The following is a 24,324-nucleotide window of genomic DNA, read 5'->3' on the forward strand; positions in this document are numbered from 1 at the left end:
GGAGAATAGAATGAAAAATAAATCTTTTGCCGTGATCGGGCTTGGACAGTTTGGAATGACTCTGGCGGTGACGCTGGCAGAGTCAGACTGTGATGTCCTTGCCATTGATGACAAAGAAGAAAATATCGAAGAGATTTCCGAAAAAGTAACCTATGCGGTAAAAGCAGATGTCCGTGAACCGGGAATCCTGAAGGCTCTGGGAGTTCAGAATGTGGATGTAGCCATTATCGCAGTTGCCGAAAATCTGGAAGCCAGTATTTCCGCAACCATGCAGGCTAAGGATCTGGGAGTGCCCTTTGTAGTTGCAAAAAGTATGAATTCTCTTCATGGACGTATACTCGACAAAATTGGTGCAGATAAGATCATTTATCCGGAACAGTCCATGGGACTGAGAGTTGCCAGAAATCTTATGTCCGGCGGGTATCTGGATGTGTTTGAGCTTTCGGCGGAGTTCAGTATGGCGGAGTTTTCCATGCCGGTATCCTGGATCGGAAAAAATCTGGTAGATCTGAATATACGGGAGCGTTTTCACATTAATATCATTGGCATCAAGCAAGGTGAAAATGTCACGGTAGATCTGGATCCTTCCGAACCGCTTCCGGACAACTGTTCCATAATCGCCATCGGAAAAAACAAAGATCTGAATGCAAGTCGTGAGGAATTACGTTAACCGAATACGGATTGCCGGAAGGAGAGAAATAAAAGTATGATAACCAGTGTATCAAATGCAAAAATAAAAAATGTCATGCAGCTGAACCAGAAGGCAAAAGCCAGAAGAGAGCAGGGACTTTTTGTGGCAGAGGGCCGGAAAATGTTTCTGGAAGCACCGGAAAGCTGGGTTTCCCAGGTGTTTGTCTCCGAGACAGTTTCCCGGGATGGAGAGCTGATGTCTCAGGCAGAAAAATATCCCTGTGAGATCGTGAAGGATTCTGTATTCCGTCAGATGTGTGATACCAAAACTCCCCAGGGAATCCTGACAGTTCTGAAGCTGCCTTCCTGGAGCGAGGAGGAGGTACTGGCAGGAGAAAATCCTCTGGTCATGGTTTTGGAGGATCTTCAGGATCCGGGAAATGCGGGAACCATTCTCAGGACCGGTGAGGGCGCCGGCGTAAGCGGAGTTTTCCTCACAAAAACCTGCGTGGATATCACAAATCCCAAGGTGATCCGTTCTACCATGGGCTCCATTTACAGAATGCCTTTTCTATATGTGGAAGATGTGGTATCATTAGAGAAGAAGCTGAGAGAAAAGGAAATCCGCAGTTTTGCAGCTCATCTGAAGGGCGAGAATTCCTATGATCAGGAATCCTATAAGGGCGGTACCGCATTTTTTATCGGAAACGAGGGAAAGGGCCTGACCGATCAGGCAGCGGAGGCAGCAGACTGTCTGATCCGCATTCCCATGTGCGGAAAGGTAGAATCGCTGAATGCTGCCATGGCATCAGGAATTCTGATGTACGAAGCTGCAAGACAGAGAAGAGAATAAGAGAGGAGGGGTTTTATGACACCTTTGGCCTGGCTTGGAATACTGGCAATTTTACTGGTAATTGAAGCAATCACGGTAGGACTTACCACTGTCTGGTTTGCAGGCGGTGCTTTTGTGGCGTGCATTGCCTCGTGGCTTGGAGGGGGAATTGTTGTACAGCTCCTTTTATTTTTCGGAGTTTCCGTGGTGCTTCTGATCTTTACCAGACCTCTGGCGGTCCGCTACATGAACAAGGGCGTGGAAAAGACCAATGCAGAGAGTCTTCTGGGAAAAAGAGCCGTAGTGATACAGACGGTCAACAACCTGGCCCAGACCGGGCAGGTGAGGATCAATGACATCGAGTGGACTGCACGGACCGCAGATGACGGAGAAGAAATTCCAACAGGTGCAGTGGTTGAGATCGAAGAGATCCGCGGAGTGAAGCTGATCGTAAAAGAACTTAGCAAGGAGGGCTAAATTATGGGTGGAGTTGTTGTTTTGCTTGTAGTCATTGTTCTTGTGCTGTGGGTGCTTGCATCCTGCATCCGCATTGTACCACAGGCCTATGCAGTGGTACTGGAACGTCTTGGTGCTTACAAGGCTACCTGGAGTACAGGAATCCATTTCAAGGTTCCGTTCATTGAGCGTGTTGCAAGAAGAGTAAACCTGAAAGAACAGGTTGTGGATTTTCCACCGCAGCCGGTAATTACCAAAGATAATGTAACCATGCAGATCGATACGGTTGTATTTTTCCAGATCACAGATCCGAAGCTTTACGCATATGGCGTTGAGAATCCGATCATGGCTATCGAGAATCTTTCTGCTACAACACTTCGTAACATCATCGGTGATATGGAGCTGGATGAGACACTGACATCCCGAGAGGTTATCAATACCAAGATGCGTGCGTCCCTTGATGTGGCTACAGATCCATGGGGAATCAAGGTTAACCGTGTGGAGCTTAAGAACATCATTCCTCCGGCAGCCATTCAGGATGCCATGGAGAAACAGATGAAGGCCGAGCGTGAGAGACGAGAAGCTATTCTGAAAGCAGAAGGAGAGAAACGTTCCACAATCCTTGTTGCAGAGGGTAAAAAACAGTCCGCTATCCTGGATGCTGAGGCTGAGAAGCAGGCGGCGATCCTTCATGCTGAGGCTCAGAAGGAGCGTATGATCAAAGAGGCTGAAGGACAGGCACAGGCAGTTCTTAAGGTACAGCAGGCAACTGCAGAAGGACTTCGTATGATCAAGGAAGCAGGAGCAGATGAATCTGTTCTTACGCTGAAGAGCCTGGAGGCTCTTACAAAGGTTGCTGACGGCAAGGCAACGAAGATCATCATTCCGTCCGAGATACAGGGCATCGCAGGGCTGGCAACATCCCTGAAGGAAATCATGACAGATAAAACGGCAGAGCAGAAATAGATCTGCAGCCGTGAGGAGGACATATTATGAATCTTAAAGGAAGAAATTTCCTGACATTGAAAGACTTTACACCGGAAGAGATTACTTACATGATCGACCTTGCAGCAGATCTGAAGGCCAAGAAAAAAGTAGGAGAGCTTCATGAGTACTACAGAGGCAAGAATATTGCTCTGATCTTTGAAAAAACAAGCACAAGAACACGCTGTTCCTTCGAAGTGGCAGCTCATGATCTGGGAATGGGTTCTACCTATCTGGATCCCACAGGCTCCCAGATCGGAAAGAAGGAGAGCATTGCAGATACTGCAAGAGTTCTCGGAAGAATGTATGAGGGAATCGAGTACCGTGGCTTCGGTCAGGATATTGTTGAGGAGCTTGCGAAGCATGCAGGTGTACCGGTATGGAATGGTCTGACAAACGAGTATCATCCGACACAGATGCTTGCAGATATGCTGACAGTACGTGAGCATTTCGGCAGACTGAAAGGTCTGAAGCTTGTATACATGGGTGATGCCCGTTACAACATGGGTAACTCCCTGATGGTTGTATGCTCCAAGCTTGGTCTTGATTTCGTAGCCTGCACCAATAAGAAATATTTCCCGAATGATGAGCTTGTAGCACAGTGTCAGCAGTGGGCAGAAGAGGCAGGTTCCACCATCACTCTCACAGAGGATGTGGAGGCAGGAACAAAAGATGCGGATATCATCTACACAGATGTATGGGTATCCATGGGCGAACCTGACGAAGTATGGACAGAGCGTATCCACGACCTGACACCATACAAGGTTACCAGACATGTAATGGAGAACGCCGGTGAAAAGGCGATCTTCCTTCACTGTCTGCCGGCATTTCATGACCTTAAGACAAAGATCGGAAAAGAGATGGGCGAGCGTTTCAACCTTACAGATATGGAGGTTACAGACGAGGTATTCGAGTCTCCGCAGTCCAAGGTATTCGACGAAGCTGAGAACCGTATGCACACCATTAAGGCTGTGATCGTTGCAACATTAGGAGAGCCGGAGAAATAATGTCAGATTTATTTAATGAAGAAATAATTTCACAGGCAACACATACAAAATGGGCGGGCAAAACCGTCCATTTTGCAAGAGAAACAGATTCCACCAACCTCTGGGGAAAACGTGCCTGGAGGGAAGAAGGCGCAGGACACGGAGAGCTGTTTGTGGCAGAATATCAGTCCGCAGGACGCGGACGTTTTACAAGACGATGGAGTGCGCCGCCGGACAGTGCCATTACTATGAGTATCCTTATCTGCCCGAAATTTTCCCCGCAGAAGGCGCCGATGCTGACACTTGTTATGGGACTTTCAGTTGCACAGGCAGTAGCAGAGATCGGACTCGATGTAGGGATCAAATGGCCTAACGATGTAGTTGTTTCCCGCAAAAAGATCTGCGGTATCTTAACCGAAATGACCATGAAGCAGGATAAGATCGGCTGTGCAGTTATCGGAGTGGGAATTAACGTAAATATGAAAAGCTTTCCGGAAGAAATGGCAGACAAGGCCACCTCTCTGTATCTGGAAAGCGGACATCCCTTTGACAGGGCACAGGTAGTCGGGCTTGTGATGAAGCATTTTGAGGAAAATTATGAGAGATTTGTACAGACAGAGGATCTCAGCGGCCTGAAGCCGGATTATGAGAAAATGCTGGCGAATCTGAACCAGCCGGTACGTGTACTGGATCAGAATGATCCATATGAGGGGATCGCAAGAGGGATCAATGCCGGCGGAGAGCTTCTGGTAGAGCGTGCAGACGGTACAGTCGAGGAAGTAAATTCCGGAGAGGTTTCTGTACGTGGTTTATACAGCTATGTGTAAAACATGCAGCACAGACCGGATAAAATTTCCGGCAGCGGTTTTCCGGTGATGTTTTATTGCAGTAGTGGAAGAAACAAGAATCTCCCTGCTTTAGCTGTGGGGAGTGTCAAGTTATAAATAAAGGAGATTTTATGTATCAGGATAACATTGTGCTCTGCGGAGCAAGCTCTTATGAGCAGAAATATTATTTTAACCAGGATTTTGCGTCTCTTCCTGAGACGGTAAAGCAGGAGCTGCAGATCATGTGTGTGCTTTTCACAGAGGATGTAGGAGGAATCCTGACACTGGAATTTGATGAGGATGGAAGTCTGCAGTTTAAGACTGAGGCCCTGGAGGCAGATGCCCGTTTTGACGAGATCGGAAGTGCACTGAAGATCAAGGAGCTCCAGCGGGACAAAAGAGAGCTTCTGGAATCTCTGGAAATGTATTACAAGGTATTTTTCCTGGGAGATATCCCGGATGAGGAACTGCAGAAAAAAGCAGATGCCGTTGAGGACTGATCCATGAAGATGCAGTGGAAGATCAGAAATGTGGAGATACCGAACCCCTTTGTGCTTGCACCGATGGCAGGTGTTACGGATCTGGCATTTCGAAGACTTTGCAAGGAGCAGGGGGCAGGCCTGATCTGTATGGAGATGGTCAGTGCCAAGGCGATCTCTTTTCATAATAAGAATACTGAGGCATTGATGGAGATCGATCCCGGGGAGCATCCGGTGTCCATGCAGCTTTTCGGCAGCGAGCCGGATCTTATGGCAGAGGTGGCAAAAAGCATCGAGGAGCGTCCTTTTGACATTCTTGATATCAATATGGGATGTCCGGTTCCCAAGGTGGTAAATAACGGCGAGGGCTCCGCGCTTCTGAAAAATCCGAAGCTGATCGAAGAGATCGTACGGAGCGTTTCCGGGGCGGTTTCCAAGCCGGTAACGGTAAAAGTACGCATCGGATTTGATGAAAACACACCGGTGGATGTGGTGGAGATCGCAAAACGGACGGAGGATGCAGGCGCAGCAGCTATTGCTGTGCATGGAAGGACCAGACAGCAGTATTATTCCGGTCAGGCGGACTGGGATGCTATCCGCAGGGTGAAGGAAGCGGTGACTATTCCGGTGATAGGAAACGGAGATATCGTTTCTCCGGAAACTGCAGAAGCCATGTTTAAAGAAACTGGCTGTGACGCTGTGATGATCGGTCGTGCAGTACGTGGGAACCCGTGGATCTTCCGGGAACTGAACCACTATTTCCGCACCGGGGAAAAGCTTCCCAGGCCAACCGCAGAGGAAGTATGCGAGATGATCCTGCGCCATGCCGAAGATCAGATCGCGATCAAGGGTGAGTATACCGGAATCCGTGAAATGCGGAAGCATGTAGCCTGGTATACAGCCGGTATGCGCCACAGTGCGGGAATCCGGAGAGAATCTAATAATATTTCAAGCTATGAAGAGCTGAAAAAGCTTACAAACATGGTACTGGAGCGATAAAAGAGAAAAGTATGTCGGAGAAAACGAAACGTTCTATTGACAAGGAACGGGGCGCGTGCTACAGTCAGTTAGCGGGAATCCGCAGAAAGTTTTTTGTTTTACAGGAGAAAAATAATGGCAGATAAAATAGCAGTTTTAATTCCTTGCTACAACGAAAGCAAGACGGTAGCAAAGGTTATCCGCGATATGAAAAAAGCACTTCCGGAAGCTGTGATCTACGTATATGATAATAACTCTACAGATGGAACAGACGAGATCGCCAGAAAAGAAGGGGCAGTTGTCCGTTATGAGCATCAGCAGGGAAAAGGAAACGTGATCCGCAGTATGTTTCGGGATATCGATGCGCAGTGTTATCTTATGGTAGATGGTGACGATACTTATCCGGCAGAGTTTGCAGCTGAAATGTGCAGCAAGGTTCTGGAGAAAGGCACAGACATGGTAGTTGGTGATCGCCTTTCCTCTACATATTTTACAGAGAACAAGAGACCTTTCCACAACTTTGGAAACAGCATCGTAAGAGGTTCCATTAACCGTCTTTTCAAAAGCAACATCAAGGATATCATGACAGGTTACCGTGCCATGAGTTACCGCTTTGTAAAAACATTCCCGGTACTTTCCAGGAATTTTGAGATCGAGACAGAGATGACGATCCACGCCATCGATAAGAACATGCAGGTTGAGAATGTAGTCATTGAATATCGTGACAGACCGGAGGGAAGTGAGTCCAAGCTGAATACTTATGCAGATGGATTTAAGGTTCTGAAGACTATTGTGAAAATGTTCAAGAATTACAAGCCGCTGGAGTTCTTCTCCCTTATCGCAGCAGTGCTGTTTGTGGTGGGAATGGCCTTCTTTATTCCGGTGCTGGTACATTTTCTGGAGGTTGGGACAGTGGAAAAGATCCCGACACTGATCGTTAGCGGGTTTGTGATCCTGACAGCTATCATCTGCTGGTTTTCCGGGATCATCCTTTCTACACTGGTCAATCAGCATAAGCAGGATTTTGAGTATCAGACACAGATGGTGACTAATCGTTATAAAGACCTTTTTCCGGAGAAGAAATAAGGAATCAGACCGGGCAGGATAATACAGAAAAGCCGTGTTGAAATCTGGGATTTCGCGCGGCTTTTTTTACATATTTCAGGGACCCTTTTTCGACGTGGAATGCTTGACAATACTGGGGCTTTTCGGTATAATACAGGAATTGTGAATATCCTGAGATTTTTACGCCCTTTTTTAGAAAAAAGAGCTCTTGGGAATGGTAGCAACAGAAATATCCGAAGCTGTATTTTTTTCAGAAAAAACAGCGCGGTTTTGAAAGGAAGTAAGGCAAAATGGAAGAAGCAAAGAAGAACTTACTCACATATGCAGGACTTAGAAAACTGGAAGACGAGCTGCACGATCTGAAAGTTGTTAAGAGAAAAGAAGTAGCAGGAAAGATCAAAGAGGCCAGAGAGCAAGGAGACCTTTCCGAGAACGCTGAGTACGATGCAGCAAAGGATGAGCAGAGAGATATCGAGGCACGTATCGAGGAGATCGAGAAGATCCTCAAGAACGCTGAGGTTGTAGTAGAGGACGAAGTCGATCTTGACAGAATCAGCGTAGGCTGCAAGGTTAAGGTTCATGATTATGAGTTTGAGGAAGACATGGAGCTGAAGATCGTAGGTTCCACAGAGGCTAACAGCCTTGAGGGAAAGATCTCCAATGAGTCTCCGGTAGGTAAAGCGCTGATCGGTGCACACACCAACGATATCGTTGAGGTTGAGATGCCGTCCGGAATCATGAAATACAAGGTTCTTGAGATTCAGAGAAACGTATAAAGCAGACAACGGAGCGGATCGCAGAGATCCGCTTGAACGACAGATAGATTAAGGAGGCCAACAAGTGGCAGAGCAGAAGAAGCAGGATGTAAACCAGCTGCTGAAGGTACGTCGTGACAAACTGGCAGACCTTCAGGCAAATGGCAGGGACCCGTTTCAGATCACAAAATTTGATCAGACACATCATTCCCTTGAGGTAAAGAATCTCTATGAAGCACATGAGGCAGAGCTTCTCAAAGATCGCAAGGAGCTTGATGTAACAGGTCTTGATGAAGAGCAGGCAAAAGAGGCTCAGAAGAAGGATTATGAAGAAAGAAGAAGCATCATGGACGCAAGCCCGATCCACGTATCGATCGCAGGACGTATGATGTTCAAGCGTGTAATGGGAAAAGCTTCTTTCTGTAATATCCAGGATTTACAGGGTAACATTCAGGTTTATGTGGCAAGAGATGCCATTGGAACCGATTCCTATGCAGATTTCAAGAAATCTGATATCGGTGATATTTTTGGCCTGGAGGGATTTGCTTTCAGAACAAGAACAGGTGAGATCTCCATTCATGCGGAGAAGATGACTCTTCTTTCCAAGAGCTTACAGATTCTTCCTGAGAAATTCCACGGACTGACAGATACAGATACCCGTTATCGTCAGAGATATGTGGATCTTATCATGAACCAGGACAGCAAGAATGTATTCATCAAACGTTCCCAGATCCTTAAGGAGATCCGTAACTTCCTTGCAGGACGTGACTTCATGGAAGTAGAGACACCAATGCTGGTTTCCAACGCAGGCGGTGCAGCTGCAAGACCATTTGAGACACATTACAACGCACTGAACGAAGACGTTAAGCTTCGTATTTCCCTGGAGCTTTATCTTAAGAGACTGATCGTGGGCGGACTTGAGAGAGTTTACGAGATCGGCCGTGTATTCCGTAATGAGGGTGTTGATACCCGTCACAATCCGGAATTCACTCTGATGGAGCTTTATCAGGCATATACTGATTATGAGGGAATGATGGAGCTGACAGAGTCCATGTTCCGTTACCTCGCAGAGAAGGTCTGCGGTTCCACAAAGATTTCCTATAATGGTATCGAGATCGATCTTGGAAAGCCTTTCGCACGTCTGACCATGAACGATGCCATCAAGAAATATGCAGGAATCGACTTTGATGAAGTAGCAGATGATGAGGCAGCCAAGAAGCTTGCTGACGAGCATCATATCGAGTATGAGGATCGTCATAAGAAGGGTGATATCATCAACCTCTTCTTCGAGGAGTACTGTGAGAAAGAACTGATCCAGCCGACATTTATCATGGATCATCCGATCGAGATCTCTCCGCTGACCAAGAAGAAACCTTCTGATCCGAACAAAGTAGAGCGTTTCGAGCTCTTTATCAATACATGGGAAATGTGTAACGCATATTCCGAGCTCAACGACCCGATCGATCAGAGAGAACGTTTCAAAGCACAGGATGCCCTTGCAGACGCAGGTGATGAGGAAGCCAACCACACAGATGAAGACTTCCTGAATGCACTGGAGATCGGTATGCCGCCAACAGGTGGTATCGGATACGGAATCGACCGTCTCGTTATGCTCCTGACAGACAGCCAGGCTATTCGTGACGTACTTCTGTTCCCGACAATGAAGTCACAGGGAGCTGCTAAGAACGAAGCAAACAATGCAGCACAGGAAACAAAGCCAGTTGAGAAGATTGATTTTTCCAAAGTAAAAGTTGAGCCATTATTCGAAGAAATGGTTGATTTTGATACTTTCAGCAAGTCAGATTTCAGAGCTGTAAAGGTAAAAGCATGTGAAGCAGTTAAGAAATCCAAGAAGCTGTTACAGTTCACTCTGGACGATGGAACAGGCACAGATCGTACCATTTTAAGCGGTATTCACGCTTATTATGAGCCAGAAGAATTGGTTGGAAAAACACTGATCGCTATCACAAACCTGCCACCAAGAGCTATGATGGGAATTGATTCTTGTGGAATGTTACTTAGTGCAATCCATGAGGAAGAGGGCGAAGAAAAACTTCATCTTCTGATGGTTGATGACCATATTCCAGCAGGTGCAAAGTTATACTAAAAATCAAAAAATGTGTTTGTAAAAGTTGCATACTACAACAAAAGTACAACAAATTTTTGTTGTATAATACGTGATAACACTTGATATTACGTTGTTGTGCTTATGAATTGAGCTTTATAAATGTATCGCAAGGACATTTTCCTAAGAGAAATTTTAGGGAAGTGTCCTTTTTTTGTTGTAGTCGAAATCCAAATTAAAGTAAAAAATAACAGTTTAAAGGAGAAGAAGCAATGACAAACACAGCGTTAAGAGCAGGGAATAGCAATTCTCGCACAATTACTTTCAAGAGCAAGGAACACGAAAAATTTTATATGGAATATCTGAAAAAATGCAGATATCAGGATGTCTACCATCAGGCTCTGGTTTATTGCCTGGGTATTGACAGAGATACGAGAAATAATGTGGATAAAATCTATAATTTTAAAACTGGATGTGTAAAAACGGAATGCCTGCAGGAAGGATGGCAGACCAGTGGAAGTTTACGGATCGTCCGCATGGCATTTAATCTTTACTGCAATGGGACACCAAGTGTCGGAGATTATGAAGCAGAGGAAGATCAGTTAAAAGAGTGCCAGTATTATACCGTAGAAGATCTGTTTTGCTGCGGATATGCCCGGTATTTTTGGGAAGCCATTAAAATCCGTTATCCAGAGTATTGTTTTTACAAAGACTGGGAGGATATGTATGCTGAAAATTAGATTACAGGGTACTTTAAAGGATATTCAATGGTTCCGTCGTATTTTGGAAAAGCATAAAGAATTGGATATTCTGGAAGTATCGGATGCTTATGCGAATAAAGGAACAAACAAATATTTTCGTGTTTATGTTGAAGTAGAAGAAAAAGAATAAATCGGAGGAAAGTATATATGTGTAAAGTAATTGCTATTGCAAACCAGAAAGGCGGAGTAGCCAAAACAACGACAACAATCAATCTGGGAGCCGGACTGGTGAAGTCAGGGAAAAAAGTAGTGCTGGTAGATGCTGATCCACAGGGGCATTTGACAATGGGATTGGGTTTCCCTAAAAATCTCAAGGTAACATTAAAGAGCATGATGGAAGATATTATCATGGGACTGGAATTTGATCCGAAAGAAGCAATTCTCCACCATGAAGAAGGTGTTGACCTGATTCCGTCCAACAAATTGCTTGCCGGAATGGATATGTCCTTATTCACAGTAGAAGACAGAGAAAAAGTGCTGAAAGAGTATCTGGAACTGCTGAAGGATGAGTATGATTATATTCTGATTGACTGTATGCCATCTCTGGGAATGCTGACAATCAATGCTCTGAGTGCAGCGGACAGTGTTCTGATTCCGGTGCAGCCACAATATTATGCGGCAGATGGACTCATGGAATTATTGAAAGTGGTTAAGGGAATCCATCAGAGGTTCAATCCGGATTTACAGATAGAAGGCATTTTATTCACAATGGATAATTGCCGTTACAATAATGCAAAGAGAAACAAACAGGCAATCAAAACTACATATGGAAATGACATTAAGATTTTCGAGCAGACAATTCCGAGAACAGAAAGCCTTGCAGAAACAGCATCGGAGGGTGTAAGCATCTTTGCCTATGATGGAAAAAGCAAGGGGGCAGACAGCTATCTGGAACTGGTTCAGGAGGTGTTGAAACATGCGTAGACCGAAAAAAGATATTCAGCTTACCTCTTATGATGAATTACTGGGATTAGAGGAAACACCGGAAAAGAGTATGAACCAGGTTGTGGAAATAGATCTGGCAAAGCTCTATCCCTTTAAAAATCATCCGTTTCATGTAAACGATGACGAAAAAATGGCTGAAACCGTAGAGAGTATTAAAACTTATGGTGTTTTGACTCCTGCACTGGTAAGACCTCGATCCGAGGGTGGATACGAGATGATTTCCGGGCACAGAAGAAAAAGAGGCTGTGAACTATGCGGAAAGACAACCATGCCGGCTCTTGTCCGAAATTATACGGATGATGAAGCAGTCATTATTATGGTTGATTCCAATATTCAGCGTGAAAATCTATTGCCAAGTGAAAAAGCCCATGCCTATAAGATGAAATATGATGCAATGAAGCATCAGGGAAGCAAAGGCGAAAAATATACAGCAGATATGGTTGGGGAAGCTGCCGGGGACAGTGGAAGAACTGTACAGAGATATATCCGTCTGGCAGCATTATCCGATGCTCTGCTGGAATATGTGGACAATAATAAAATTCCTATGATTGTGGGAGAAAAGCTGTCTTATCTGAAACCAGAGGAACAGGAGTGGCTTCTGGAAGTGATTGCCAACAGCAGCATCTTTCCGACAAAGCAACAGGCAGAACAGTTAAAAGAATGCAGTGCAAATGGAAAATTAAACCAGAGTTATATCTATGCTGTTTTATTAAAAAAGGAAAGCAGTAAGATTAATGTGACGATCCCGGCAAAGAAAATCGGCAATTATTTTCCAGAGACATATTCTAAAGAGCAGATAGAAGAAGTCATTTTCATGCTTTTGGATAAATGGAAAGAAAACAAAGAAGGAGTAGCAGATGCAGAAGATACAGTTTGATTATTTTACAGGGATGGAAGCGGAACAATACAGCTTCTATCGTGTCCCTAAAGTACTGTTTACAGAATCCTGCTTTAAAACTCTTTCTTGTGAAGCAAAGGTGTTATACGGTCTGATGTTGGACCGTATGAGCCTGAGCATTAAAAATAGATGGCTGGATTCAGAGGACAGAGTATACATTATCTTCACTGTGGAAGAAATTGCAGAGCTGATGAACTGCGGAACTCAAAAGGCAGTGAAACTGGTAAAAGAGCTGGACAGCAGTAATGGGATTGGATTGATAGAGAAGAAACGTCTGGGACTGGGAAAACCGAATGTTATTTATGTGAAAAATTTTATGATTAGAGAGGTTCCAGATCAAAAGCCGACAGGTAGCTGTGCAGATCTGCAATCTGAGCAGGAAGAGCATAAAAAAATTGCAAATTTGCAACAAGAAGCACAAAACAGGGGAAAAACAGGCGTTTTTCTGAATTGTGAAAATCATCATTCAGGAGTAGTGAAAACCACAATTCAGGATTGTGCGGAATCACAATTCCAGAATAGTGAAAATCACAATTCAAGAATGGTGAAAACCACAAATCCAGAATTTCCAGAATCACAATTCCAAAATAGTGAAAATCATCATTCAAGAATAGTGGAAATCACAAATCCAGAATGCCCGAAATCACAATCTAATAATACTGATATTAACAAGACTGATATTAGTGAAACTGAGATAAATCAATCTTATCCAATCACATCAAATAATTTCCTAAAGAAAAAAGATGTGATGGAGGAGATGAGAGCATATCGTGAAGTGATTCACGAAAACATAGATTATCAATATCATGCCAAGGAAGATGTAGATGAACTGGTGGAGTTGATGATTGAAGTTATGATGATGCCGGAGGACAGTATGATTCGCATTGCGGGAGTAGAAAAGCCAGTTGCTTTGGTGAAAAGCAGATTTATGAAACTGAACTATTCGCATATCGAATACGTGCTGTTTTGTCTGAATCGAAATACAACCAAGGTCGGGAATATTAAAGCCTATGTTCTGACCGCCCTGTATAATGCCCCGGCAACGATAAACAGCTATTATCAGGCAGAGGTTAATCACGATATGTATGGAGGATAAAGGAACATGAAGAAGATGATAAAAAAAGTGATAGCACCAGTGTTGGTGATTGCGGTATTGTTTGCAGTATTAAGACCGTTTTGCATCCAGGATGGGAAGTGCAATTATTTCTTGCTGTTACTTCTGATGGGGATACCGTTTGGAATCGGAAAAATGTGTGTCTGGATGGTTCCAAGAGGTTTTGACCTCGGAGGCACGCTGGCAGTATGGACAATGAATCTTCTGATCGGAGGATTGATAGGAAGCATCGTTCTTCTGGCAATGATTGGACAGGCAATCATTTATCTCTGCGTTTTTCTGATTACAGTTCTTACAGGGATACATAAAATACCGAGAATAAAATGAAATAGATTTTTTGAAAAGCAGCTAAGACAAAAATTAGCTGCTTTTTTTCGGGGAACTTTGCGACACAATGGCGTAAAGTTGGGACAAATTGTAGGAAAGGAGACACCGTATTGAGCAATCGTGCAATTTCCACAGAACTTATTGAATTGGGAGAACGGATCAGAAAACGCAGACAGGAAATGAAGTTGTCACAGGAATCTTTTGCGGAAAAAGCAGGTATTAGTGTCAATACGGTCAGCAGGATTGAAGGCGGGCAAACTGCAATGTCTGTTGAGATTTTCAGGAAGATGATTGAGATATTGGAAATAGATGCCAATATCCTGCTGGGAAAAGAGGGAGGCGGTACAGAGAAGCAGGAATCAATTCAGGAAGTGCTTTGCCGGATTCAGAAGATGGAATGGAAAGAGCAGAAAATTATCATGCAGACCATAGATTCTCTGATAGACAGTTTTAATGAATACAGGTGAAATTTCACCATATATGGGGTGCAAAATAAAAAAACTCCCCATATATGCTAAGGATAATAGAATCCTGTGTTGTTAAAATGGAAAACAGAGAGATAAAGAAGGGAGATAGGATGGATGACCAGAGAAGAAAATTTGCTTTATCGGAGGCAGTGTCCTTATGATGCAATGGGAGACTATTCTGTTTTGATGGAAAATGAAAAGAACATAAAAGCAGAAAGAAATGCCAAGAAGTCTGATCCTGGCATCAGACGGAAAATAAAGTAGAGAATATTGTAACTATTAGAAAGGGCAGTAAGGAAGTTTCAGGCTCTCGTTAAAAAAAACGGGTGTACCGGAAGCTGTTTTTTACTGCCCTTTTTGTCAGTTGATCAGTAAGAATCCTATCCTTTCTGCCGATGGGCACCTGTTGCCAGCAGGCAGAAAGGTGGTAATTATGCTTACATTGCAGGAATTGAAACAGGTTGTAAGTAACAGGGAAGAAAGAAGAAAGGCTCCGTCCGCTAAATATTTAAGAGAAAACGATGTAGCAGTTGCAAAGCAGAGGTTGATGGACTGTGCGGAAATTATCGCATATCAGACCGGATATGTTCTCTATTGTGTGGGGGACTATGCAACGGTTTTTCCGATATTTACCTGTCGAGATTATGTGTATGAAGCAGAAAGAAAAATAGCAGTTGTTGAGGAGAATTTTTTTGATGATCAACCTTGGTATGTAAGGCTGATATTGGAAGGCGAAGACCGGCTGTGGAGAAACAGGGAAACACGAGAGCATAATAATTGTATTTCGTATAGCTGTATTTCCGAAGAATGGTGCGAATTGGCAGATAAACGGCAATGCCTGCTTGAAAGAATGATTGCAGAGGAAACAGTCAGGGAGTTGATGAATCTGTTGACAGAGCGACAGAGACAGATGATCCAGCGTATTTATTTTCAGCAGCAGACACAAAAAGAAGTCTCGCATGAACTGGGTATTACAGTTCCGGCAGTATCAAAGTGCATTTCACAGGCAATGCAGAAAATGCGGAATAATTCGGATGACTCTGCCAGAGTATTGAAAAAAGGAGACTGGAAGTATGCCTGGTAAAAAGCCAAAAGAAAGACAACGCTATATGCTGCGTGTAAATGATACGCTTATGGAAGTTACCAGGGCAGTATATCTGGCTTGGTATCAGGCTGGAAGAAAAGAGCGATACCAGGTTGAAAAAATGCAGAGGCATGGAGTATGTAGTATGGAGGAATTACAGGAAAAAGGCTATGACTGCTCTTTTTCGGTAGTATCACCGGAAGAAATCATTATCAGACTGTCAGAAATACAGGAACTGGAAAAAGCTCTGGGACATTTGACTAAAGAGGATGCGGAACTGATAACGCTATTGTTTTTTGAAGAATTTACAGTAAAAGAAACAGCACAGTATTTTGGGTGCTGCCCAAAGACGATTAGAAACCGGAGGAAGAAAGTATTGGAGAAATTAAAAGAACAACTGGAAAAAACATAAAACAATGTTGGAATAAAAATTTCTAAAAAATTTTTTAAACAGGTTAATTTTTGCCCTTTCACACATGCGGTTAGTGAAGGGGCAAATGTCTATTTTCAATTCGAGATAATAACTCCCCTTAAAAATTGAACCTTGACAATTTCATACCAGCAGCGAGAGGATACCCGGAATTTTTCAGCTACGCATTTTGCGGCGGGAATCCGGTGAAAACGTGAAGGGATACGGATGGGAGGCACCCTTTGCAGGAACGATTACGAATTACCTCTTGCGGCTTAATGCTTGATCCTGAACTTTACCTGAGTGTCATTCCTGTTTTACAGGATGACAGCAGATACCATGTGGCGGTGTTTCAGTAAAAGGCACTGCCATATGAATGTGCTGTTATCAGAGGTATTTCTGTATCAGCAATAAGATGTGGGAGGTGGTTCCAATGATTGAATAATGCAGGTGTGAGCCTGCATGAAAACAGAATAGATAATAGAAGAAAGAGAGGATTCAGTCAAAATGAAAATGAGATTCAAAAGATTCTTGTCCGGATTTATGGCAGTCGCAACACTGGCTTCTGTCATTATTCAGCCAGTAGCAGTTTCGGCTTCTGAATTAGAACCGGAAGAAATACCATTTGAACAGCAGTATGCAGAATTAAAATATGTTCAGGATTCCCTTGATCCGGATGAGATCGTAAAGGCAAATGATATTGAACTTTCTTATGGGCAGGAATTTGATGTAGAAGTTGATCTGTCTGGAATTGAAGGTGTAGATGAAAGTAAGATTAAGGTTTTATTCCATGAAGCAAAGAATGAAACGGGTACAGATTTTGACACACATACACCAGATACTTACAAGGCTGTCTATGCAGTAAAACCAGTCAGCGGTCATCCTGCTTATAGAATCAGCAGAAACATTACAGTGAAAGAACCGGAAACAGAAGTACAGTCAGAGCGTGCTTCAGAAAGTACGGTAAATGTTGAAGATGATACTGGAGATACAGAGCAGAGCGAGGAAGATTCGGAATCGCACCGGGAAACACAAAATTCTGAAAGCACAGCAGATTTGGAATCTGAATTAACTGTTTCAGAAGCACTGGAGCAGGCAGAGAGTAATGGAATTGATCTGTATGCAATGAATGAAGGCGAAACAGTAACCTTTATGGCTGCGGCAGGCAATGCCAGAAGTTCACAGCAGGTTTCTGTGACCAGAGGGGCAGAATACCGATATGCAGATTATGGATATGGAACATATCTTACTTATCAGTACACTGTAAAATTCGGTAATATATCTGCCACAGCATACTGTGTGCAGCCATCCAAACCAGGGCCAGGAAGTGGAACCTATACGATCAATAAAGTTGGTGATGGGAAAGCACTTGCAAAAGTGTGCTATTACGGTACAAAGGCTTCTGGTGATGATGGTTTTTTTACAGAAGAAAACGGATATGGCAATTTAAGTACAGGAGCCAGATTTATCTTGGTACATCTGGCAGCATCTTATGCAAATGGAAGTGGGGATGCTTTTTCAGGTGCAAACAGTACAGCACAGAATCTGGCAATGAAACTCTATAATTACTGTATTTCACAGCCGGAAATTCCAGATGTGGCAATGTCCTTTTCGGATGCAGATGTAAAAGCCTATGTGGATGGCAACAGTCAGAGAACAAAGGATATTACATTTAATGCGGATGCGTTACAGACCATTACCATGAAACTTCCGGCAGGTGTACAGCTTCATAACCTGACAACAGGTAAAACAAGTAAAGCCGGGGAAAGTGTGGAAATTTGTGGTGGTACAAAGTTTTATCTGTCTGCACCATTAACACAGGTGAGTGATGTGGCAGGAAGCTGGTCTGCAACCATGAAAGGAAGCATTACCAAAGATTATTCAGCTTATAAGATTTCAACAGGTTCCGGAAACCAGGATCTGGCTCTGGTATTTGGTGAAGGCGTTGATGATGAGAAATATGTAGATTTTAAAGTATCCTGGGTACAGCAGGCAAGTGTTAAGGTGATCAAGAAAGATGCCAAGTCAGACGCAAAGCTGTCTGGTGCTGTGTTTGGATTATACAGTGATGCAGAATGCACAAAACTGATCACACAGTTACCTGCGACGGATGAAAACGGTGAAGCGTCCGTACAGATCACTAAGACACAGGATACTGTATATCTGAAAGAGATTACAGCTCCAAGCGGATATCGTATCAATGCAACAGCTTACAATGTGAAACTGGAAGTCAGCAAGACCACAACCGTTACCGTTCCAGATGAAGAACAGATGGGACAGCTTACCGTTTATAAAGAAGGTGAGGTTCTAGTTGGTGCAGATGTAACAGAAAATGGAACAACATTTAAGTATGAGAAACGCAGACAGAGTGGTGCTGTTTATGATGTGTATGCTGGAGCAGATATTAAAACTGCTTATGGTACAAAAGTTTACAGCAAGGGTGATCTGGTAAAAGAGAATCTGACAACAGATACAAACGGAGCTACCGTTCTTAAAAATCTGTATCTTGGTACATATATTGTAAAAGAGAAACAGGCTCCGACAGGATTTTATAATGCTGGAGAGGAAAAGACAGTAACATTATCTTATGCAGGACAGAATGTGGATGTTGTTTTCTCCGAGACAACCTTTATCAATGACAGACAGAAAGTAGAAGTAATGGTAACAAAACAGGATGAAGATACAGAAAATCCTCTGGATGGCGGAATTTTTGGACTTTATGCTGCAAGTGATATTACCAATGTGGATGGAACCGTCATTGTAAAGAAAGGGACACTGATCGAGAAAGCGACAACAGGAACGGACGGAACAGCGAAGTTTACAGCAGACCTGCCGCTTGGATTTTCTTATGATGTGAAAGAAGTGCAGGCCCCGGAAGGGTATGTGAGAAACACAGATGATGTTTATACGTTTGCTTTCTCTTATACGAATGATAAAGAAGCAAAACAGACATTTAAGCATACATTCAAAAATGAACGTGTGACAGCTAAGATTTCCCTGCAGAAGCAGGATAAAGAAACCCAAAAGGCAGTTCCACAGGGCGATGCCACTCTGGAAAAAGCAGTTTACGGGCTGTACGCTCGTGAGGATATTGTGCATCCGGATGGTGCTACTGGTGTGATCTATAAAGCAGGAGAACAGGTTGCCACTCTTACGACAGATGAGAATGGACAGGCTTCTGTGGATGGCTTATATCTTGGTAATTACTATGTGAAAGAGATTACTCCGCCAACTGGTTATCTGGCGGATGAAGAAGAACATGATCTGGTCTGCAATTATGAGGGAGATCTTGTAGCAGAGGTAAATCGTGAGTGTCTGTCTCTGGAGCAGGTAATGAAACAGCCATTCCAGATTATCAAAGCAGCAAATAATGGAAAGACCGACGCAGACTTATTGAAAGGGGCAGGATTTACTGCTTATCTGGTATCATCCCTGAAAGTAAAAGAGGATGGAAGCTATGATTTTGATTCTGCAAAACCGGTAGTGATTGGAGAAAATGGTGCAACAGAAATCTTTACAGATGAAAAAGGTTATGCCTGCAGTATTGCGATTCCTTATGGAACTTATATTGTGCGTGAAACCACAACGCCTCATAATTACACTCCGGTAGATGATTTTACAGTGCATATCACTGAGAACAACCCGAACCAGCCACAGACATGGAGAGTGCTTCTGGATGACGAGTTTGAAGCGAAACTGAAAATCATCAAACAGGATGATGAGACGAAAAAGGCAGTGCTTCAGAAGAATACAGAGTTCAAGATTTTCAACATGGACACTGAGAAATATGTGGAGCAGGTAACAACTTATCCGACTACGGTAAAACATAAATCCTATTTTACAGATGAGCAGGGATATTTGATTCTTCCGCAGAATCTTAAAATCGGACATTATCGCATTGAGGAAGTAAATGCACCTTATGGATATACTCTGAATGAAAATTACTATGAGGTAACAGTAGATTCCAATACTGCATACCAGATGGACGGAACTTCCGGGGATGTAATCATTGAAGCAGTTTATGAGAACCATCCAGTTAAGGGAGAACTGACTATCGTGAAAAAGGGCGAAGTTCTGGACGGATTCAAGGATGATTTTACATATCAGACAGAAAATCTGGAAGGGGCAGAGTTTGAGATTTACGCTGCCGAGGACATCTATACTGCAGATTTCCAGAAAGATGATAATGGAAACCGTATTCTGGAATATGCTACTGGAACACTGGTAAAAACGGTTACAACGGATAAAGATGGGAAAGCAGTCCTGAAAAATCTGCCGCTTGGAAGTTATAAGATTGTAGAAAAGACAGCACCAGATGGTTTTGTTTTAAACAGCGAAGCACAGACCGTTACTTTTTCTTACAAAGATCAGGAAACACCAGTCATTGAGCAGACAGCTATCTTTGAAAATGACCGTCAGAAAGTAGAAATTTCTGTAGTAAAACAGGATGCTGATACAGAAAAAGCAGTTGCAGGGGCAGAGTTTGGACTTTATGCAAAGAATGATATGAAAGCTCATGGAGCTGTAATTGTAAAAGCAGACACACTGCTTGGAAAAGCTGTTTCCGGAGAAGATGGAAAGGCTGTATTTACACAGGATCTTCCATTTGGTGAATATTATATCAAAGAACTTGTAGCACCAGATGGTTATGTATCTTCTGATGAAGTTCTGGAAGTAAAAGCAGAATATCAGGGACAGGATGTTAAGGTAGTACAGTTATCTTCTGTATTTAAGAACCAGCCTACAAAGGTTGTAGTTTCCAAGTCTGATTTAACTACTGGCGTGGAATTGTCAGGTGCGACACTTACTGTTCTGGACAAAGATGGAAATGTAGTTGATACATGGAAATCTGTAAAAGGCGAGCAGCATCTGATTGAACGACTTACTGTAGGGGAAAACTATATTCTCAGGGAAGAGATGGCTCCTTATGGATACCTCAAGGCAGAAGAGATTACCTTTACGATTGAGGATACCGGGGAAATCCAGAAAGTTGAAATGAAAGATGATGTGCCGACAGGAACGATTATCATCAATAAAAATGGAGAATTTCTGGATAAAGTAACTGCACTGGATTCCGTTGGAGGCTGGATCAAACATTTATTCCAGTATGTAACAGGCAGTCTGAAAGATGTTACCTTTGAAGTCTATGCTTTAGAGGATGTGAAATCTGCAGACGGAGAAAGTGAAGATTATTATAAAAAAGACGAGCTGGTAGCAACCATTACAACGGACGATACTGGTATTGCAAAGATATCCGGACTTCCGCTTGGCAAATACTATGTAAAAGAAAAAGCTACAGTGGATGGTTTTGTACTGGATAATGAAGCAAGAGAGATTGATCTGACATACCGGGATCAGGATATTGCAGAAGTCACTTACTCTGCTGACTGGCAGAATAACCGTCAGAAAGCGGAAGTGGAGGTTGTGAAAAAAGAGAAAGATTCTGATCGTGTACTGGAAGGTGCGGTATTTGCCCTCTGTGCCAAGGATGACATTACAGGAGCAGACGGAAAAGTAATTCTGAAAGCAGATACTGTGATCGAGGAACTGGCAACAGACAAAGAAGGCAAGCTGACTTTTACAGCAGATTTACCGATTGGTTTTGCGTATTATATCAAAGAAACATCTCCGGCACCTGGATTTGCAACGACAGATGAAACACAGGAGTTTACATTTGAGTACGACGGTGCAGAAAAGGAAAAAGTATCTTATGCCTTTACTTTTGAGGACGAACCAACAGTAATCGAGATTACCAAGACTTCCCTGACAGACGGAAAAGAGCTGGAAGGTGCCAAGTTACAGGTGACTGATGAAAACGGTAAGATTGTAGATTCCTGGACTTCTGGTAAGGAAGCTCATATCATCAAAGAACTGGTAGTTGGACAGAAATATACTCTGACAGAAACAAAACCGGCAGATGGTTATGTGACCGCAGAAAGCATCACGTTTACCGTTGAAGATACTGCAAAGCCACAGAAAATCGAAATGAAAGATGATGTGACCAAGGTAGAAATCTCCAAAACAGATATTTCCGGTAAGGAACTGCCAGGAGCAAAACTGACCATTCTTGATAAAGACGGTAAGACAGTGGAGAGCTGGACTTCAGAGGAAAAACCACATTATATAGAAATGCTTCCGATTGGGGAGCATACGCTTCGTGAAGAGTCAGCTCCTGATGGATATCTGGTAGCGGAAGATGTGAAGTTCACAGTGGAGGATACCGGGGAAATCCAGAAAGTAGTGATGAAAGATGAGGTAAAACCGGAAGAAACACCAACACCGGAAACACCATCTACACAGGTAACAGATACACCGAAAACCGGAGATGATACACATATGCTGATTTGGATTCTGCTTGCGATTGCAGGCATGGCAGGCAGTGTATCAGCATTCTGGGTTGCGAAAAAAAGAAAATAAAAGTTAATGGAGGGGCATTTATGGGAAGCAAAGTCATAGATGCCCTTTTGAATGATGAAAGAGGTATAAAATGAGAACGTTATTGATTATTGCAGGGATTCTTCTGGTGTTAGCAGTCAACTTTGTTCTGTATTGCTGTATCCGGGTAGGAGCAAAGGAAGACCGTCTGTTGGAAGATCATAGAAAGGAACAGATTAATGCAGGAAGAAGTGAATGAAAAAACAGTGTCCCTGTGTATCACTGGTGGAAAAGTGACAGCTCGTTTATTGAAACAGGCAATGATGCGTTTTCTGGCAGCGATGGAGAAAGAAAAAGCAGAGAAAGCAAGAAAACAGCAGGTAAAGGGACCGCCAGACAAAGATTATCATGGAAAGCAGAGTTTAAAGAAGCTGGCACAGCAGAATGTTCAGCTTTCCAACATTGAGATTACGGATAACAACATCAAGGCTTTTGAAAAAGTGGCAAAAAAATATGGCATTGATTTTAGTCTGAAACGTGATAAGTCCGTAGATCCACCTCGATATTTCGTTTTCTTCAAGGCAAGGGATGTGGATGTGATGACAGCAGCATTCCGGGAATTTACTGGAAAGACGCTGAATAAAACAAAGAAACCGTCTGTCCGTAAAAAATTACAGCAGGCAATCGCAGCCCGCAGCCAGGATAAACAGAGAGAACGGGAAAAATCGAAAGAAAAACAGAAGGAGCCGACCTTATGAGTGGGATAAAAAATATAAAGAAAAAACTGAAAGGATTTCAGGTGCGTCCCCCGAATGCAGAAGTGATAAAAAAGGTTCTGTTGCATATTCCGTATGTGGTTGTATTTTATGTGGTAAATAAATGCACCTGGCTGTATCAGTATTGCAGAGGCAGTACGGTGGTGGACAGGCTGATGGTTCTTCTTATGAATTATCCGTTGGCATTTAAAAAGTTACTGCCAAGTATACAACTGGAAAGTCTGTCTGCGGGGATAATCGCAGCGGCTAGCGTATGGGCAGTGGTGTATTTTAAAGGGAAGAATGGAAAGAAGTTTCGTCAGGGAGAGGAATATGGTTCTGCCAGATGGGGAAATGAAAAAGATATAGCTCCTTTTATTGATCCGGTCTTTGAGAATAATATTTTGTTGACGCAGACAGAACGCTTAACCATGAACAGCAGACCGAAGAAACCAAAGTATGCCAGAAACAAGAATGTCATCGTAATAGGTGGTTCTGGAAGCGGTAAGACCAGATTCTATGTGAAACCGCAGCTTATGCAGATGCCGGATAATGTGAGCTTTGTGGTAACTGATCCAAAGGGAACCATTATCGTGGAGTGTGGAAAGATGCTGGCACGAGGGACACCTAAAAAGGACAGCAATGGAAAAATTATGCGGGATAAAAATGGCAGAGTGGTAATGGCTCCGTACAAAATTAAAGTATTGAATACCATTAACTTTGCAAAGAGTATGCACTATAACCCGTTTCATTACATCAGATCTGAAAAGGATATTTTGAAACTGGTAAATACAATCATGGTAAATACCAAAGGAGAGGGAGAAAAATCTTCCGAGGATTTCTGGACGAAAGCGGAACGCCTGTTATACTGTGCTTTGATTGGTTACATTTATTATGAAGCACCGGAGGAAGAACAGAACTTTTCAACTTTGTTGGAATTTATCAATGCCAGTGAAACCAGAGAAGAAGATGAAGAATTTAAAAATGCAGTGGACTTGTTGTTTGAAGAGCTGGAAAGAGATGAGCCGAACCATTTTGCAGTAAGGCAGTATAAAAAATACAAACTGGCTGCAGGTGATATATGCTCTAAGTGACTTCTTAATCATGATTTTGTCATGGTTAGTGAAGCAAT

General features: G+C 43.1%; 24 protein-coding genes and 1 pseudogene. All 25 read left to right on the forward strand.

Translation table 11 applies throughout. The features are described from left to right. The first annotated feature begins 10 nt into the window (after window positions 1-10). A complete protein-coding gene (locus DWX61_RS17380; RefSeq protein ID WP_118515158.1) occupies window positions 11-670 on the forward strand; it encodes a potassium channel family protein in 660 nt (219 codons plus the stop codon). A 36-nt stretch (window positions 671-706) separates the two neighbouring features. Next, window positions 707-1,483, forward strand: a complete 777-nt coding sequence (locus tag DWX61_RS17385; RefSeq protein ID WP_118626593.1) for a TrmH family RNA methyltransferase — start codon at window positions 707-709, stop codon at window positions 1,481-1,483. A gap of 15 nt (window positions 1,484-1,498) precedes the next feature. Next, on the forward strand, window positions 1,499-1,939 hold the full coding sequence (locus tag DWX61_RS17390) for an NfeD family protein (protein ID WP_118515154.1): 441 nt from the start codon (window positions 1,499-1,501) through the stop codon (window positions 1,937-1,939). A 3-nt stretch (window positions 1,940-1,942) separates the two neighbouring features. Beyond that, window positions 1,943-2,884 (forward strand): SPFH domain-containing protein, encoded by a 942-nt coding sequence (locus DWX61_RS17395; protein WP_118515152.1) that lies wholly within the window; start codon window positions 1,943-1,945, stop codon window positions 2,882-2,884. A gap of 26 nt (window positions 2,885-2,910) precedes the next feature. Continuing rightward, entirely contained in the window at window positions 2,911-3,909 is a 999-nt protein-coding gene (argF, locus tag DWX61_RS17400) for an ornithine carbamoyltransferase (protein WP_118626595.1), read from the forward strand. After that, window positions 3,909-4,715, forward strand: a complete 807-nt coding sequence (locus DWX61_RS17405) for a biotin--[acetyl-CoA-carboxylase] ligase (protein WP_118626597.1) — start codon at window positions 3,909-3,911, stop codon at window positions 4,713-4,715. The genes argF and DWX61_RS17405 overlap by 1 nt, the downstream gene beginning before the upstream one ends. Before the next feature lie 131 nt (window positions 4,716-4,846). Continuing rightward, window positions 4,847-5,215, forward strand: a complete 369-nt coding sequence (locus DWX61_RS17410) for a DUF6145 family protein (RefSeq protein WP_118515146.1) — start codon at window positions 4,847-4,849, stop codon at window positions 5,213-5,215. Between the two features lie 3 nt (window positions 5,216-5,218). Then, the gene (gene dusB, locus DWX61_RS17415) at window positions 5,219-6,193 is read left to right on the forward strand and encodes a tRNA dihydrouridine synthase DusB (RefSeq protein ID WP_182434044.1); all 975 of its coding nucleotides are present in this window, start codon (window positions 5,219-5,221) and stop codon (window positions 6,191-6,193) included. A gap of 114 nt (window positions 6,194-6,307) precedes the next feature. Further along, complete coding sequence (locus DWX61_RS17420) at window positions 6,308-7,258, forward strand: glycosyltransferase family 2 protein (RefSeq protein ID WP_118515144.1); 951 nt, start codon at window positions 6,308-6,310, stop codon at window positions 7,256-7,258. A 269-nt stretch (window positions 7,259-7,527) separates the two neighbouring features. Then, complete coding sequence (greA, locus tag DWX61_RS17425; protein ID WP_015526720.1) at window positions 7,528-8,013, forward strand: transcription elongation factor GreA; 486 nt, start codon at window positions 7,528-7,530, stop codon at window positions 8,011-8,013. A gap of 64 nt (window positions 8,014-8,077) precedes the next feature. Further along, a complete protein-coding gene (lysS, locus tag DWX61_RS17430; protein ID WP_118626599.1) occupies window positions 8,078-10,099 on the forward strand; it encodes a lysine--tRNA ligase in 2,022 nt (673 codons plus the stop codon). A gap of 230 nt (window positions 10,100-10,329) precedes the next feature. Beyond that, the gene (locus DWX61_RS17435; protein ID WP_118401274.1) at window positions 10,330-10,797 is read left to right on the forward strand and encodes a DUF6075 family protein; all 468 of its coding nucleotides are present in this window, start codon (window positions 10,330-10,332) and stop codon (window positions 10,795-10,797) included. Further along, complete coding sequence (locus tag DWX61_RS19045; protein WP_182432180.1) at window positions 10,784-10,948, forward strand: hypothetical protein; 165 nt, start codon at window positions 10,784-10,786, stop codon at window positions 10,946-10,948. Before DWX61_RS17435 ends, DWX61_RS19045 begins: the two co-directional genes overlap by 14 nt. Before the next feature lie 17 nt (window positions 10,949-10,965). After that, window positions 10,966-11,742, forward strand: coding sequence for a ParA family protein (locus tag DWX61_RS17440; RefSeq protein ID WP_118401273.1), 777 nt, complete (start codon window positions 10,966-10,968; stop codon window positions 11,740-11,742). After that, window positions 11,735-12,640 carry a ParB/RepB/Spo0J family partition protein gene (locus tag DWX61_RS17445; protein ID WP_118401272.1) on the forward strand — a complete coding sequence of 302 codons (906 nt, stop codon included), beginning with the start codon at window positions 11,735-11,737 and terminating at the stop codon, window positions 12,638-12,640. The genes DWX61_RS17440 and DWX61_RS17445 overlap by 8 nt, the downstream gene beginning before the upstream one ends. Then, entirely contained in the window at window positions 12,621-13,757 is a 1,137-nt protein-coding gene (locus DWX61_RS17450) for a replication initiator protein A (RefSeq protein ID WP_118401271.1), read from the forward strand. Before DWX61_RS17445 ends, DWX61_RS17450 begins: the two co-directional genes overlap by 20 nt. 6 nt (window positions 13,758-13,763) lie before the next feature. Further along, window positions 13,764-14,102, forward strand: a complete 339-nt coding sequence (locus tag DWX61_RS17455; protein ID WP_118401270.1) for a DUF6050 family protein — start codon at window positions 13,764-13,766, stop codon at window positions 14,100-14,102. Between the two features lie 110 nt (window positions 14,103-14,212). Next, window positions 14,213-14,569, forward strand: a complete 357-nt coding sequence (locus tag DWX61_RS17460; RefSeq protein WP_118401269.1) for a helix-turn-helix domain-containing protein — start codon at window positions 14,213-14,215, stop codon at window positions 14,567-14,569. A 114-nt stretch (window positions 14,570-14,683) separates the two neighbouring features. Further along, window positions 14,684-14,833 (forward strand): hypothetical protein, encoded by a 150-nt coding sequence (locus DWX61_RS19050; protein WP_015543441.1) that lies wholly within the window; start codon window positions 14,684-14,686, stop codon window positions 14,831-14,833. A 169-nt stretch (window positions 14,834-15,002) separates the two neighbouring features. Continuing rightward, window positions 15,003-15,653, forward strand: coding sequence for a sigma factor-like helix-turn-helix DNA-binding protein (locus DWX61_RS17465; protein WP_118401268.1), 651 nt, complete (start codon window positions 15,003-15,005; stop codon window positions 15,651-15,653). Continuing rightward, on the forward strand, window positions 15,643-16,065 hold the full coding sequence (locus tag DWX61_RS17470) for an RNA polymerase sigma factor (protein WP_118401267.1): 423 nt from the start codon (window positions 15,643-15,645) through the stop codon (window positions 16,063-16,065). The genes DWX61_RS17465 and DWX61_RS17470 overlap by 11 nt, the downstream gene beginning before the upstream one ends. Window positions 16,066-16,569: 504 nt before the next feature. After that, window positions 16,570-22,479: a SpaA isopeptide-forming pilin-related protein gene (locus DWX61_RS17475; protein ID WP_118401266.1), complete on the forward strand. Its 5,910-nt coding sequence runs from the start codon at window positions 16,570-16,572 to the stop codon at window positions 22,477-22,479. 70 nt (window positions 22,480-22,549) lie between these two features. Beyond that, a complete protein-coding gene (locus tag DWX61_RS19055) occupies window positions 22,550-22,696 on the forward strand; it encodes a hypothetical protein (RefSeq protein WP_182432181.1) in 147 nt (48 codons plus the stop codon). Continuing rightward, window positions 22,689-23,195: a PcfB family protein gene (locus tag DWX61_RS17480; protein WP_502696310.1), complete on the forward strand. Its 507-nt coding sequence runs from the start codon at window positions 22,689-22,691 to the stop codon at window positions 23,193-23,195. Before DWX61_RS19055 ends, DWX61_RS17480 begins: the two co-directional genes overlap by 8 nt. Next, window positions 23,192-24,268, forward strand: a pseudogene (locus DWX61_RS17485) (type IV secretory system conjugative DNA transfer family protein); the annotation flags it as partial. The gene DWX61_RS17480 and the pseudogene DWX61_RS17485, both read left to right, overlap by 4 nt. Window positions 24,269-24,324 lie beyond the last annotated feature (56 nt).

This window comes from Ruminococcus sp. AF20-12LB (genome assembly GCF_003478985.1).
Taxonomy (GTDB): Bacteria; Bacillota; Clostridia; order Lachnospirales; family Lachnospiraceae; genus Blautia_A.